The sequence below is a fragment of the Novosphingobium sp. APW14 genome, from assembly GCF_032337075.1.
Taxonomy (GTDB): domain Bacteria; phylum Pseudomonadota; class Alphaproteobacteria; order Sphingomonadales; family Sphingomonadaceae; genus Novosphingobium.
This window is the reverse complement of sequence record NZ_JAVYAB010000007.1, coordinates 77817-90999: the sequence shown is the minus strand read 5'-3', so window position 1 is coordinate 90999 and position 13183 is coordinate 77817. Positions and strand designations below refer to the sequence as shown.

At 64.3% G+C, this 13183-nt stretch carries 10 protein-coding genes; 2 read left to right on the top strand and 8 right to left on the bottom strand.

Translation table 11 applies throughout. From position 1 onward, the window contains the following. Positions 1-53: 53 nt before the first annotated feature. The 3 genes from RQP55_RS10040 to RQP55_RS10030 form a co-directional block, all read right to left on the bottom strand. Complete coding sequence (locus RQP55_RS10040) at positions 54-1601, bottom strand: class I adenylate-forming enzyme family protein (protein WP_315610055.1); 1548 nt, start codon at positions 1599-1601, stop codon at positions 54-56. A gap of 392 nt (positions 1602-1993) precedes the next feature. Continuing rightward, positions 1994-3418 carry a M20/M25/M40 family metallo-hydrolase gene (locus tag RQP55_RS10035; protein ID WP_315610054.1) on the bottom strand — a complete coding sequence of 475 codons (1425 nt, stop codon included), beginning with the start codon at positions 3416-3418 and terminating at the stop codon, positions 1994-1996. Between the two features lie 25 nt (positions 3419-3443). After that, positions 3444-4868, bottom strand: a complete 1425-nt coding sequence (locus RQP55_RS10030) for a M20/M25/M40 family metallo-hydrolase (RefSeq protein ID WP_315610053.1) — start codon at positions 4866-4868, stop codon at positions 3444-3446. Between the two features lie 149 nt (positions 4869-5017). On the opposite strand from RQP55_RS10030, the gene gyrB reads away from it, so the two are divergent. Next, a complete protein-coding gene (gyrB, locus tag RQP55_RS10025; protein WP_315610052.1) occupies positions 5018-7540 on the top strand; it encodes a DNA topoisomerase (ATP-hydrolyzing) subunit B in 2523 nt (840 codons plus the stop codon). Between the two features lie 46 nt (positions 7541-7586). Here the strand turns inward: gyrB and RQP55_RS10020 are convergent, their stop codons facing one another. Both RQP55_RS10020 and RQP55_RS10015 read right to left on the bottom strand, forming a co-directional pair. After that, entirely contained in the window at positions 7587-7985 is a 399-nt protein-coding gene (locus RQP55_RS10020) for a thioesterase family protein (protein WP_315610051.1), read from the bottom strand. Between the two features lie 71 nt (positions 7986-8056). After that, the gene (locus RQP55_RS10015; protein WP_315610050.1) at positions 8057-8692 is read right to left on the bottom strand and encodes a TetR/AcrR family transcriptional regulator; all 636 of its coding nucleotides are present in this window, start codon (positions 8690-8692) and stop codon (positions 8057-8059) included. Positions 8693-8817: 125 nt separating this feature from the next. Between RQP55_RS10015 and RQP55_RS10010 the strand changes: the two genes are divergently transcribed. Next, on the top strand, positions 8818-10569 hold the full coding sequence (locus tag RQP55_RS10010; RefSeq protein WP_315610049.1) for a bifunctional metallophosphatase/5'-nucleotidase: 1752 nt from the start codon (positions 8818-8820) through the stop codon (positions 10567-10569). Here the strand turns inward: RQP55_RS10010 and RQP55_RS10005 are convergent. The 3 genes from RQP55_RS10005 to RQP55_RS09995 all read right to left on the bottom strand — a co-directional run bounded on the left by RQP55_RS10005 (position 10566) and on the right by RQP55_RS09995 (position 13179). After that, positions 10566-11360, bottom strand: coding sequence for a DUF1295 domain-containing protein (locus tag RQP55_RS10005; RefSeq protein WP_315610048.1), 795 nt, complete (start codon positions 11358-11360; stop codon positions 10566-10568). The two genes, RQP55_RS10010 and RQP55_RS10005, sit on opposite strands and share 4 nt — an antisense overlap. Beyond that, positions 11353-12018 carry a 1-acyl-sn-glycerol-3-phosphate acyltransferase gene (locus tag RQP55_RS10000; RefSeq protein WP_315610047.1) on the bottom strand — a complete coding sequence of 222 codons (666 nt, stop codon included), beginning with the start codon at positions 12016-12018 and terminating at the stop codon, positions 11353-11355. The genes RQP55_RS10005 and RQP55_RS10000 overlap by 8 nt, the downstream gene beginning before the upstream one ends. Positions 12019-12117: 99 nt before the next feature. After that, positions 12118-13179 (bottom strand): class I SAM-dependent methyltransferase, encoded by a 1062-nt coding sequence (locus tag RQP55_RS09995; protein ID WP_315610046.1) that lies wholly within the window; start codon positions 13177-13179, stop codon positions 12118-12120. Positions 13180-13183 lie beyond the last annotated feature (4 nt).

Sequence of the window (13183 nt, the reverse complement as noted above, 5' to 3'; positions counted from 1 at the left end):
GGGGGCGCGCCGCCGAGGCAAGGGCGGCGGCGCGGCAATCCCCTTTCAGAGCGCTAGCGCGGCTTGGTGGGCACCAGTTCGCGCAAATCCGTCTTGAGCAGTTTGCCGATGTGGCTGCGCGGCATTTCAGCGATGGCGTAAAGCTCTGCCACGCGCTGGGTCTTGCCGAGGCGGCTGTTGGCAACCGTGCGGATATCCTCCAGCGCGTCCTCGCCCACGCCGGGCTTCAGCACCACGAAGCCAACCGGGGTTTCGCCCCACTTCTCGGATTGGACGCCGACCACGGCGGCTTCGACCACGCGCTCGTCCTTGGCCAGTTCGCCCTCCAGATCGATCGGGAAGATGTTGAACCCGCCCGAGATGATCACGTCCTTGGTCCGTCCGACCAGTTCGACAAAGCCATCGGCATCGACCCTGCCGACATCGCCCATGCGCTGCCAGACCGAGCCGTCCTCGGGATCGATCCAATAGCCTTCGCGGGTCTTTTCAGGCTGGTTCTTGTAACCCAGCATCATGGTGGGCGACTTGCCGACCAGTTCGCCCGGGGTGCCAGGGGGCACCTCGTTGCCATCTTCGTCCAGCACCTTGAGGAAATGCCCCGGCGCCGGCTTGCCGACGGTGTGGAGCTTGTCGGGGTGTTCGTGGACCGGGAAGATGCAGGCCACCCCGCCCTCGGTCATGCCATAGATCTCGATCAGGCCGCCGGGCATCCGGCGCAGCACTTCGCCCTTCAGGTCCGCCGGGAATGGCGCGCTGGTGCAGTATTTCATCTTTATCGACGAGAGGTCGTAATCGTCGAACCGTTCGAACTGCATCAGGCGGCGGTACTGAACCGGGACCAGCATGGTGTGGGTGATCCGCTCTGCCTGGGCGCGCTCCAGCCACTTTTCGGTATCGAACTTGCCCATCAGCGAGACATAGCCGCCCGAGTACATCGTCGGCAGGAACACGGCCATGGTGGTGTTGGAATAGAGCGGGGTCGAAGTGAGCGTGCGGCTGTCCTTGCCATAGTTGAGCGAAGCGCGGAACGTCATCTGCCGCCAGCGCATGCCATGGCTGTGAACGATGCCCTTGGGAATGCCCGTGGTGCCCGACGAGTAAATGATGTTGAGCGGATCGGTATCCTCTGGCTCGAATGGCGCGGCCCTGGTCCCGGCGGGGGCCATGAAGGCATCCAGTTCTTCATCGAGGACAATCTGCCGCCCAACCGGAAGCATGAAATCCCCCAGCTCGGTCAGCTTGGCGCGATCGATGAAGAGGTGCAGCGCCCCCGAATCCTGCGCCATCCCGGCCAGCTGTTCGGGGCTGGCGCTGGTGGTCAGCGGCGCGGCGCAGCCGCCGGCGCGGATCGCGGCGAGGTAGATCAGCGCGTAATTGACCGTCGTGGTGCCCAGGATCGAAACCGCCTGCCCACGCTGCAAGCCATCGGCCTGGAGCCGGGCAGCGATCCGCTCAACCCGGTCTGCCACTTCGCGCCACGAGAGGGTGACCGTGCCATCGTAAAGCGCTGCAGCATCGCCGCGGTATTCGCCCCAGGCGGCAATCAGGCCGGGGAACGATCCGAAGGGTTGGTCAAGCAGCAGGGCGGGATCAGCGATCATCTGCGGGCTTCCTCTCTGTGATTTGTTCTTGGCCCATCACAAGCAAGCAGGGCCGCTCCATGCAAGAGCGGAGTGCTTCTCTGCCGGATTACCCGGTGGTAAATGATCGAGTTGCAAAATACGCAACAAGTTGTGCCGCCTTTGCACTGGTAATGTCTACCAGAATAGTTATGTTGCGACTGCGAACTGAATAAGCAGCCGCACAAATTCAAGAGGAGCACACAATGCGTAGCATCGTCGCCGTTGTGCTGCCGATCATCGCCGCGCTCGGTACGAGCGGGCTGATGTTCTCCGCCACGCTCGCCTGAGCGTTCTCGCGCGGATCAGCACAATCCCAAGCAAAAGGCCGCCGCGCCCATCCGGCGCGGCGGCCTTTCGTTGATCAGGACGGCTTACTTGTTCGCGTAGGCCGCGACCAGTTCACCCAGGAAATCGCGCCCGGTGTATAGCGCGGCCACTTCGAGCCGCTCATTGAGGCCGTGAACCCCGTTGCCATCTGAATCCCCCCACATGCCGGGCACGCCATAGGTCGGGATGCCAACCGCGCCGAGGAAGGTCGCGTCGGTGTAGCCATTGGCCATGACCGGCACGAGCGGCACGCCGGGGAAGTACTTCGCCACCAGCTTGCGCGCCGGTTCGACCACCTTGGGATCGAGCGGCGGATTGGGCGGGCTGGGACGCAGCGGTGCCAGGGCGGTGACTGACACGCCGGGATCCCCAATGATCGCTGACAGTTCCTGCCGGATCGCCTCAACCGAATGCCCCGGGAAGATCCGGCAGTTCACATTGGCCTGGGCCCGCTGCGGCAAGGCATTGCGGGCATGGCCGGCATCCAGCATGGTTGCCACACAGGTGGTGCGCAGGTTCGAATGGAGGAACGGTTCAGTGTTCACCAACGCTTCCGCGGCCTTGTCTGCCGGATTGTTGGCAAGCGCCACCATCGCCTTGCCCACGGCATCGTTCCGGCCCGCCCCGGCAACCTTGAAATAGGTCCGGGTCGTATCAGTGAATTCCACCGGAAAGCTATGCGCCTCGATCTTCTTGAGTGCTGCGGCGAGCTGGTAGATTGCATTGTCCGGCCGTGGGACCGAGCTGTGGCCGCCCGGATTGCGGGTTTCGAGCTGGTAATTGGCAAAGGTCTTTTCGCCGACCTGGATCGCCTGCTCCACCACCTTACCACCAGCCGCAACCGCCTTGCCATCGGTACCGCCCCCGCCACCTTCGTTCAGTGCGAACTCGGCGTCGATCAGATCGCGCTTGTTGGCGGCCAGCCACTCGGCGCCATTGAAGGCGCCATTGGTTTCCTCACCGCAAGTCAGCGCCATCTTCAGTGTGCGCTTGGCCCGTGTCCCGGCCTTGGCGTGGCCAATCAGGATATCGGTCCAGATCGCCGCCAGCCCCTTGGTGTCTGACGTGCCCCGACCATAGAAATAGCCCTGTTCCTCGATCAGCTGATAGGGATCACGCTCCCAATCGGCGCGCTTCGCGGCAACCACGTCGATATGAGCGATCAGCAGCAGCGGCTTGAGCGTCTTGGAACTGCCCGGCAGGACGGCGACCAGCCCACCCTCCTTGGGATGGGCGGGATCGGCGAACAGGGTCAGCTGGTCATCCTTGAACCCCGCGGCCTTCATCCGCGCCGCAACGCGCTCTGCCGCCAGGGTACAACTGCCGGTGGTGATTGAAGTGTCGGTTTCGACCAGTTCCTTGAACAGTGCTCGCAGCTCTGCCTTCTGGGGCGAGAGCGGCGCGGGCTGGGCCAGGGCGGTGGTTGAGGTCAATGCCAGGCCCAGGACCAGGCCCAAAGTGCGCTTCATCATGATCGCTCCCCCGTCTTTTCGTTCAACGGCCCTTGGGGCTGGCATAGGTCTTGACCAGTTCGGTCAGCATGTCGCGGCCGGTATAGACCGACTTGACGATCGCCCGTTCATTCAGGCCATGCGCGCCATTGCCATCGGGATCACCGTAGAGGCCCGGCGGGCCGTAGGAGGGGATGCCGATCGCACCGAAATAGATCCCGTCGGTTGCCCCGGTCGACATCATCGGCACCAGCGGAACGCCCGGGTAATACTTGGCAACCAGCTTCTCGACCGGCTCCAGCATCGCCTTGGTCAGCGGCGGCGGGGTAGCGATCGGGCCGCGATCATCCACCTTGGTTACAGTCATTCGCGGATCACCGATCACCTGTTCCAGCGTCTTGCGGACCGCTTCATAGGATACGCCCGGGAAGATCCGGCAATTGACCAGAGCCCCGGCGCGCTGCGGCAGGGCATTGTTGGCATGGCCGCCATCCAGCAGGGTTGCCACGCAGGTGGTGCGCAGCATCGAATGGAACATCCGGTCGCGATCAAGAACGGCCACCGCAGCCTTGTCTTGCGGGTTGGCGACAACGGCCAGCATGGCCTTGCCCACCTCGTCCTGGCGCGCTGCGCCGAGCCGCGAGAAATAGGCCTTGGTGGTGTCGGTAAGCATGACCGGGAATTCGAACTCGCGCAGCTTCACCAGCGCGTCTGACAGTTCATAGATCGCATTGTCGCGGACCGGGATCGACGAGTGGCCGCCCGGGTTGGTTGCCTCGATCCGGTAATTGCCGACGGTCTTTTCGCCGACATGGAAGTTCTGGGCCACGACCGTGCCCTTGCCATCGGTGCGCCCGCCGCCGCCTTCGTTGAGGACGAATTCGGCATCGATCAGGTCGCGCCGGTTTTCCGTCAACCAGCGCGCGCCGTTAAAGGCCCAGCTGGTTTCCTCTCCGCAGGTCAGCGCCAGCTTGATCGTCCGCTTGGGCTTGTAGCCTTCGGCCCGGAAGCGCTCGAGCATGTCCACCCAGATTGCCGCCAGCGCCTTCATGTCCGATGTGCCGCGGCCATAGAAGTAACCGTCTTCCTCGAACAGGGTATAGGGATCGCGGGTCCAGTCCTCGCGCTTGGCAACGACAACGTCGATATGGCCCAGCAGCAGCATCGGCTTAAGCGTCTTGGACGTACCCGGGAAGACGGCCACGATGCCGCCCTCCTTGGGATGGTCCGGCACGGAAAACTGCGTGAGCTCGGCCTTGGTAAAGCCATTGGCCAGCATGTGGGCTTCGATCTTGCCGGCCAGCGCGGTGCAGCTGCCGGTGGTGATTGAGGTGTCGGTCTCTACCATCTCCTTGTAGAGCGCGCGGAATTTCGCCTTGTCGGGCGAAAGGCCTTCCTGCGCCTGGGCCGAAACCCCCACCATGCCCAGCACCAGTGCCGAAGCGAATCCCAACAGGCCTGACTTCATCGAATTTCCCCTTCCGAGCCGGCACCAGCCGCCCGGCGCGCATCGCCAGCGGATTCTTGCCGTTAAGCGCGGTTGAAGCACCATTAGACTGTGGATGGAAGGGGGCCTCGGCGCTTTCTTTACAGGGCTGGAATCCCTATATGCTGCCTATGTCCGAAGACACCCAGAACACCCCGAACGCCAACGCCTATGGCGCCGACTCCATCAAGGTCCTCAAGGGGCTCGACGCCGTGCGCAAGCGGCCCGGCATGTACATCGGCGATACGGATGATGGCTCGGGCCTGCATCACATGGTGTTCGAGGTTTCGGACAACGCCATTGACGAGGCCTTGGCCGGTCACTGCGATCTGGTGCTGATCGAACTGAACCCCGATGGCTCGGTTTCGGTCGAGGACAATGGCCGCGGCATCCCGACCGGGATCCACGCCGAGGAAGGCGTTTCCGCGGCAGAGGTCATCATGACCCAGCTGCACGCCGGCGGTAAGTTCGAGAACACCAGCGATGACAATGCCTACAAGGTCTCGGGCGGCCTCCACGGCGTGGGTGTGTCGGTGGTCAACGCGCTGTCGGAATGGCTGGAGCTGACAATCTGGCGCGATGGCCAGGAACACTGGATGAAGTTTGCCCACGGCGATGCCGTCGCCCCGCTGGTGGTGCGCGGCCCGGCGCCCGACAATGGCAAGGGCAGCCCCAAGAAGGGCACCCGCGTGACCTTCCTGGCCAGTGACGAGACTTTCAAGAACGTCACCGTCTATGATTTCGACAAGCTGGAGCATCGCTACCGCGAGCTGGCCTTCCTGAACTCTGGCGTGCGGATCCTGCTGCGCGACCTGCGCGGCGAGGAAGTGAAGGAACACGACCTGTTCTATGAAGGCGGCATCGCGGCCTTCGTGAAGTACCTTGATCGCAACAAGACCGCGCTGCTGCCGGATCCGATCGCGATCAGTTCTGAACGCGACGGTATCGGCATCGATGTCGCGCTGGAATGGAACGATTCCTACTACGAAAACGTGCTGTGCTTCACCAACAACATCCCGCAGCGCGATGGCGGCACCCACCTGGCCGCCTTCCGCGCCGCGCTGACCCGGACGCTCAACGGCTACGCCGAAAAGACCGGGCTGATGAAGAAGGAAAAGGTCACCCTGACCGGCGAGGACATGCGCGAAGGCCTGACCGCGATCGTCTCGGTCAAGCTGCCTGACCCCAAGTTCTCTTCGCAGACCAAGGACAAGCTGGTCTCCTCCGAAGTGCGCCAGCCACTGGAAAGCCTGATGGCCGACCGGATGACCGAATGGCTGGAAGAAAATCCGGCAGAGGCCAAGGCCGTGGTCGGCAAGATCATCGATGCCGCCGCTGCCCGCGAAGCCGCGCGCCGCGCCCGCGAACTGACCCGGCGGAAGGGGGCGATGGACATTGCCTCGCTGCCCGGCAAGCTGGCCGATTGCCAGGAACGCGATCCCAGCAAGTGCGAACTGTTCCTGGTCGAAGGGGATTCGGCCGGCGGCTCGGCCAAGCAGGGCCGCGATCGCCACATCCAGGCGATCCTGCCGCTGAAGGGCAAGATCCTGAACGTTGAGCGCGCGCGGTTTGACCGGATCATTTCGTCAAAGGAAGTCGGCACGCTGATCCAGGCGATGGGCACCGGCATCCGCGATGAATTCAATCTGGCGAAGCTGCGCTATCACAAGATCGTGATCATGACCGACGCCGACGTCGACGGCGCGCATATCCGCACGCTGCTGCTCACCTTCTTCCACCGGCAGATGCCGGAAATCATCCGCAATGGGCACCTCTTCATCGCCCAGCCGCCGCTCTACAAGGTCAGCAAGGGCCGCTCGGAAGTCTACCTGAAGGACGCCGCTGCGCTGGATCGCTACCTGGTCGAAGCAGGTCTTGCGGGCCGCGTGCTCGAAACCTCGGGCGGCGCCCGCGCGGGCAGCGAGCTGGAAGCGCTGGTTGAGCATGCCCTGCGGCTGCGCAGCCTGATGGGCTTCGTGCCGCGCCGCTATGACCCGGCGGTGATCGAGGCGCTGGCACTGGACGGCGCGCTGCTGCCCGATATTTCGACGGCTGATCGCACCACGGCCCTTGCCCGCGTGGCCGAACGGCTGGGCCGCGCCGACCAGGAAGCGCGCTGGAGCGCAAGCCTGCGCGATGATGGCTCGGTGCTGGTCCAGCGCGTGTGGCGCGGGGTGACCGATGCCTACCCGATCGAAGCCAGCTTCCTGACCAGCGCCGAAGCGCGCAAACTGGCCCGCGTTGCCGCCGAACATGCCGAAGCCTATGCCGGCGTTGCCCGCCTGGTCCGTGCCGGTGCCGCCGATGTTGAGGCAGACGCGGAAGGTGATGGCGAAGAGGCCGAAGCCGCCGCACCGGTTCGCCTTATTGCCGGCGACGGCACGATCACCCGCCCGAGCCAGCTGCTCGACGCGGTCCTGGCCGCTGGGCGCAAGGGCCTGTCGATCGCCCGCTACAAGGGTCTGGGTGAAATGAACGCCGAACAGCTGTGGGAGACCACGCTCGATCCCGACAACCGCAGCCTGTTGCAGGTCAAGGTTGAGGACGCCGACGTGACTGACGAGATCTTCACCCGCCTGATGGGCGACGTGGTCGAACCGCGCCGCGACTTCATCCAGGAAAACGCACTGAACGTGGCCAATCTGGACGTTTGATCGGTTGCGCCAGTCGCCTCCGCGATTGGCTGGCCCGGTCAACGCCTTAAGCCGGGAAGAACCGCGCAATCACATCCCGTGCCAGCCGCGCGGGGCGCAGTGTTTCGGCATCGAGCGAGCACCAGGTGGAGCGGACTTCGGCGAGGATATCCTCACCGCGGCGGATCACCGTTTCGTAAACCGCGCGCGCGCCCTGCACCTTTTCGAGCAGGACTGTCGCAACCACTGCATCGCCCAGGAAGCCGGGCTTGCGATAGGTAATCTCATGCTTCAGCGCGACCCACAGGTGCGCGGCGACGGCCTGTGGCGGGGCGAAGGAGCGCCAATGATCCAGCACGGCCTCCTGCACCCAATTGAGGTAGCGCGCATTGTTGACGTGCCCCATGAAATCGATGTCATGGGGCTCGACCGCGATGGCGAAGTCGTGGGTAAGGGCGCTGCTCACACCCTTGTAAGTAAACCGGAACGCGTAAATTCGCTAGGTGGGCAAAGGGCGACTGTCGCCCGCCAGCCCCGTTATGCCGCGCGCAGCCCGGTTACGGCGCGCGCGCCGCGATCAGTTGCCGAAAGACCATCAAAAATCGCATCGATGATCCGGGCCAGCTTGTCCTCGCTCAGCCGGGGCATGACGAGGGCCATCAGCGAGATGTTCACATAGGCCGCAACCATCTGATTGATCAGGCTGATTGTCTCATCGATTTCCAGCCCGGCGAAGTAACCTTCTGCCATGGCTTCGGCAACGATTTGGCCCAGATAATGGTCACCCAGGTCAACATAGCTGCGCACGACATCAAAATGCTCTTCGCCAACATCGCAATAGGTCTGGAACAGGACCTGATCGCGTTCCCACATTGCGCGGATCAGGGCGAAGCGCCGCGCGTAGAATTCAAACAGCTTGCGCCGCGGCGGCAGATCGCTGGCGATCACTTCTTCCATGATCGCAACCTTGGGGGCGAACCAGCGGCCGGCAATGGCCTCGATCACCGCTTCCTTGTTTTCGAAGTAGCGGTAAAGGTTTGCCGGCGACATGCCGGCCAGGGCCGCCAGTTCAGTCATTGTCAGCGCCGTGTTGCCGCGTTCCTCGATCATCGCGGTGGCAATGTCGAGCAGTTGTTCCCGTCCGGCTTGGATGTCCGTTTGCGGCCGCGGCATAGCGCCATTCTCCCCAAGGATTATGAATCGCAATATAGAAAGAAGCCGGCAGCCTTTCAAGAAACTGTCATAGCCGGATAATACGCATACCTTGTCGTTATGGCACCATCGGCTAGGAACGCCCGATGTCGATTCTCCGCAAAGCGCCGCTCGCCCTTCTGCCGCTTCTTGCTGCCTGTGCCACCCCGCAAGCAGGGGGGCAGCCCGCTCCGACGGTCAAGGTTGCCCTGCTGGCGATCAATGACTTCCACGGCGCGCTGGAGATGCCGCGCCAGTCGGTGTTCGTGCCCGACGAGCAGGGCGAGGCTATGCCGGTTCCGGCCGGCGGCGCCGCCTATCTCGCCAGCGCGATCGATAGCCTGAAGGCCCGGCACCCCGATCACCTGGTGGTCAGCGCCGGCGATCTGATCGGGGCTTCGCAGCTTTCCTCAGCGCTGTTCCTGGATGAGCCGACGATCGAGGTGATGAACCGCATCGGGCTGGATTTCAACGCCACCGGCAATCATGAATTTGATCGCGGGCAGGATGAGCTGCTGCGGATGCAAAACGGCGGCTGCGCGCAGCACACCGCGCGCAAGCCCTGCCAGGTTGAGCCGTTCAAGGGCGCGAAGTTCAAGTTCCTGGCGGCGAACACGATCAAACCCGATGGCTCCACCCTGTTTCCCGGCACGGCCATCCGCAGCTTCGGCGCAGGCCGCAACAAGGTGGACATCGGCCTGATCGGCCTGACGCTGGAGGGGACTGACGGGCTGGTTTCGCCCGAAGGGATCAAGGGCCTGACCTTTGCCGACGAAGCCGCCACCATCAACGCCGCCGTGCCGCGCCTGCGCGCTGCCGGGGCCGATGCCATCGTGGTGGTGATCCACGAAGGCGTGCGGACCAAGGGCGTGCCCAATCCCCAGGGTTGCGAGGGGGCGAGCGGCCCACTGGGCGAAATCGCCAATCAGCTGGATGGCGTTGACGTGATCGTCTCGGGCCATACGCACTGGGCCTATGTTTGCGAATGGCCCGGCAAGAACCCGGCCCGGCCGATCCTGATGACCAGTGCCGGGGTGTTCGGCACCCTGGTGACCGAGATCAGCCTGGAGTTCGACCCGCGCGGTAGCGGGCTGGTCAGCCGCTCGGCCCGCAATGTCATTGTCCAGAGCGAGGCTTACCGCCCCGCGGTTGACCGCGTTTCACCCAATACCGATCGTTTCCCGCGCTTCGCCCCGCGCGCCGACATTGCCGAATATGTGGCGAAGTACTCTGAAGCGGCACAGCAGTTTGCGCTACGCCCGGCCGGGCGGATTGGCGGCGAGGCGACCCGCGGCGGCGATGGTTCCAGCACGGGCAGCACGCTTGGTTCGCTGATCGCCGATGCCCAGCTGGCGGCAACGGCCGGTGCCGGGGCCCAGATCGCCTTCATGAACCCGTTCGGGATCCGTGCGCCGTGGCGGCTTGCCCCCGGCGAGAACGGCCAGCTGACCTTTGGCGATCTCTACAAGGTCCAGCCGTTCAACAACGTACTGCTGACCCAGACGCTGACCGGTGCGCAGCTGCGCCGCGTGCTGGAGCAGAACTTTGACGGATATGGGCCGAACCAGGTGCTCAGCCCATCGCGTGGTTTCGTCTACAGCTATGACCTGTCCCGGCCGGTCGGCAGCCGGATTGTTTCGATGATGCTTGACGGCAAGCCGATCGAGGACGGGGCAACCTATCGCATCACCACCAGCGACTTTCTGGCCTATGGCGGCGATACTTACAGCGAGCTGTCCAAAGGCACCGACCGCGTGGTCGGCGTGACCGACCTGGCTGCGCTGGAGGCCTGGCTTCAGGCCATTCCCCCACGCGCCGTGCCGCAGGAAGACCGATCTAAAGACGTGACCCCGCGCTAACCCTTGCGCGGCGGCCAGGGGATGAAGCCCGAAGTCCGCGCCACATAGTCGGCATAGCCGGGGCGGGTCTTGGCCAGGCCCTTTTCCAACAGCGGCTTGCCCGACCACTTGGTGAGCGTGAAGGTCAGGAACAGCGGGCCGGGCAGGCTGGCCAGTGCGATCCATGGTCCGGCGCTGGCGGCCGCCAGCCAGATGCCCCACCACACGCAGCAATCGCCGAAATAGTTGGGATGACGGGTATAGCGCCACAGCCCGGTGTCGAGCACCTTGCCCTTGCTGGCCGGATCGGCGCGGAAAGCCTTGAGCTGGGCATCGCCGACGGCTTCGAAAACCATGCCGACCAGCCACAAGGTCGCGCCCGCCAGAGCCAGCGGACCGATCGCGGCGGGTTCCGGACTGACCAGGACCCCCAGCTGCGCCGGCAGGCAGGTCAGGTAAAGCAGGACAGCTTGCGGAGCGAAGACCTTGGTCAGTGCGGCCTGCGCAAACCGGCCCTGTTCCTTGGCCTTGCCCAGCATCCGCGCATAGCGCACGTCTTCGCCGTGGCCGCGCCAGCGGGTATAGAGATGCCAGAACAGGCGCAGGCCCCACAGCACCGCCATGGCCGCGATCAGGCTGGCGCGCGCGCCGGGCTGGGCCAGTTGCAGCCAGCTCGCCACCGCCAGCACCGCCATGCCGCCGCCCCAGATCGCATCTATGAAGGACACGTCCCTGATCCGCACCGCAACCAGCCAGGCGATGAGCAGTGTCACCGCGGCGATCACCGCATTCAGCAGCATAGCCTCACCCATGGATCTTCTCCTTCTGCCGTTTGGGCCGCGGCGTCGGCAAACTTTCGGCCGCCGTTTCCTTCAATGCCGCAGCCGCGGCCGCCAGCCGCTCAAACCGCAGGCAATCGGGCATAGCCGCCCGATAGAAGGCGGCCAGCTTGGCAAGATCGGCGGCATAGTCACCAGTCGGCATGATTGCCGGGCCGAGACCGCCGGTCATGTTCGCATTGTTGACCCAGGCCGGCACGATCGGCACTCCGGCGCGCAGGGCAATGTGATAGAACCCGGTGCGCCAGTTACCGTCGCTGCTGCGGCTACCTTCTGGCGCGACGACCAGCGCCAGGTCATCGGCGCGATCAAAGTGGGCAACGGTTTCCTCAACATAATTGTTGTTTCGCTTTGACCGGTCGACCGGCAGCCCGCCCATGTCATACATGAAGCGCTTGAGCGGCCCGCGAAACAGGCTGACCTTGCCCATGAAGCTGGGCTTGATCCCCAGTTCGTGGACCGCGCCAACAAAGAAGATGAAGTCCCAGTTGCTGGTGTGCGGCGCGCCCGTGATCACGAACTTGCGGGGAAATTTGCGTTCGCCGCTCAGCCGCCAGCCCTTCCAGCGATAGAGCCACAGCACCACGGCCTTGGTGATCCGCGAAAGCAGGGTGGGACGGAGTTCAGACATCAGCGCACGTTCTGCGCAAATTGCCGCGGCGGTCTACACGGCCAATGGTTCAGTCCACAGGAACGGACCGCCGCAATCGCGGTTCTACGTGGTTGGCTGCTAGCCTGAAAAGCCTGCTCCGCCTGGCCAGCCCGGCGCCGCCAGCCCCATCACCTTGAACAACAGGCCCATCTGGCCTTCCGAGATCAGCCGATCCTTGGCGATCTGGATCGCCACGGCATGTTCCGGCGCCGCCGCGGCCAGGGCCTGGGCCCGCGCCTCGATCCCCAGTTCGCGCAGCCAGCGCCCCTGCGGCACCGTGCCGATCCAGCGCACCCCGCGCGACTCGGCAATCGGCGCGAGTGCGGCGAAATCGACATGGGCGGTCAGGTCCGCCTCGCCCGGGTTGAGAAAGGGATCGACCTTCAGATGCGCACGGACCGCCTGGAGGGTCGACCCTTCGCGCGGGCTATCGTGGCCATAGTCGATGAACAGTGCTGCACCGCCTTGCTCCACCAACCGTCCCGCCACTTCATAGACCGTGGCCGCAGCGCCCGGGCAGAGTTCATAGATCGTGCCATCGGGAGCATCGCGGCGGGCTTCGGGCACAGCCGGATCCATCGGCTGGGGTCCGGCCACGCAAACAAAACGGTCCCCCTCGGGCACGATCATCCGTTCGCGCCAGCCATCCGGGGTTTTGACCAGCTGCCGCACCGGCAGGGCATCGAGGAATTCGTTGGCCACGATCAGGACCGGGCCATAGGCCGGGATAGTCGACAGATCGTGATGCCACTGCGCTCCCGGGACCGCGGCGAGCTGGACATCCTTGAGCGCGATCGAGGCTTCGACAAAATGGATCGAGGGCACCAGCCCATAGCGCTTTGCGGCGCGTAGCGCATCACGGGCCAGCGTGCCGCGGCCGGGGCCAAGCTCCACGTAATGCACCGGCTCTTCGCGACCGGCGTTGATCCACATATCGGCCAGCCACAGCCCGATCAGTTCGCCAAACATCTGGCTGATTTCGGGCGCGGTGACGAAGTCCCCAGCGCTGCCCAGCGGATCGCGGCTGGTATAGTAGCGGGCGTTCGCCTCGCCCATGTAGTGCATCAGGCTGATTGGCCCTGTACTGGCAATCAGACGGCGGAAAACTGCCGCCAGGCCATCGTCCCCCGGTTGTTGCACCGGC

Coding starts and splice junctions, on each gene's coding strand:
- RQP55_RS10005 (WP_315610048.1), bottom strand. CDS start 11,360: ATGGGTGAGGCTATGCTGCTGAATGCGGTGATCGCCGCGGTGACACTG.
- RQP55_RS10015 (WP_315610050.1), bottom strand. CDS start 8,692: ATGCCGCGGCCGCAAACGGACATCCAAGCCGGACGGGAACAACTGCTC.
- RQP55_RS10000 (WP_315610047.1), bottom strand. CDS start 12,018: ATGTCTGAACTCCGTCCCACCCTGCTTTCGCGGATCACCAAGGCCGTG.
- gyrB (WP_315610052.1), top strand. CDS start 5,018: ATGTCCGAAGACACCCAGAACACCCCGAACGCCAACGCCTATGGCGCC.
- RQP55_RS10035 (WP_315610054.1), bottom strand. CDS start 3,418: ATGAAGCGCACTTTGGGCCTGGTCCTGGGCCTGGCATTGACCTCAACC.
- RQP55_RS10040 (WP_315610055.1), bottom strand. CDS start 1,601: ATGATCGCTGATCCCGCCCTGCTGCTTGACCAACCCTTCGGATCGTTC.
- RQP55_RS10030 (WP_315610053.1), bottom strand. CDS start 4,868: ATGAAGTCAGGCCTGTTGGGATTCGCTTCGGCACTGGTGCTGGGCATG.
- RQP55_RS10010 (WP_315610049.1), top strand. CDS start 8,818: ATGTCGATTCTCCGCAAAGCGCCGCTCGCCCTTCTGCCGCTTCTTGCT.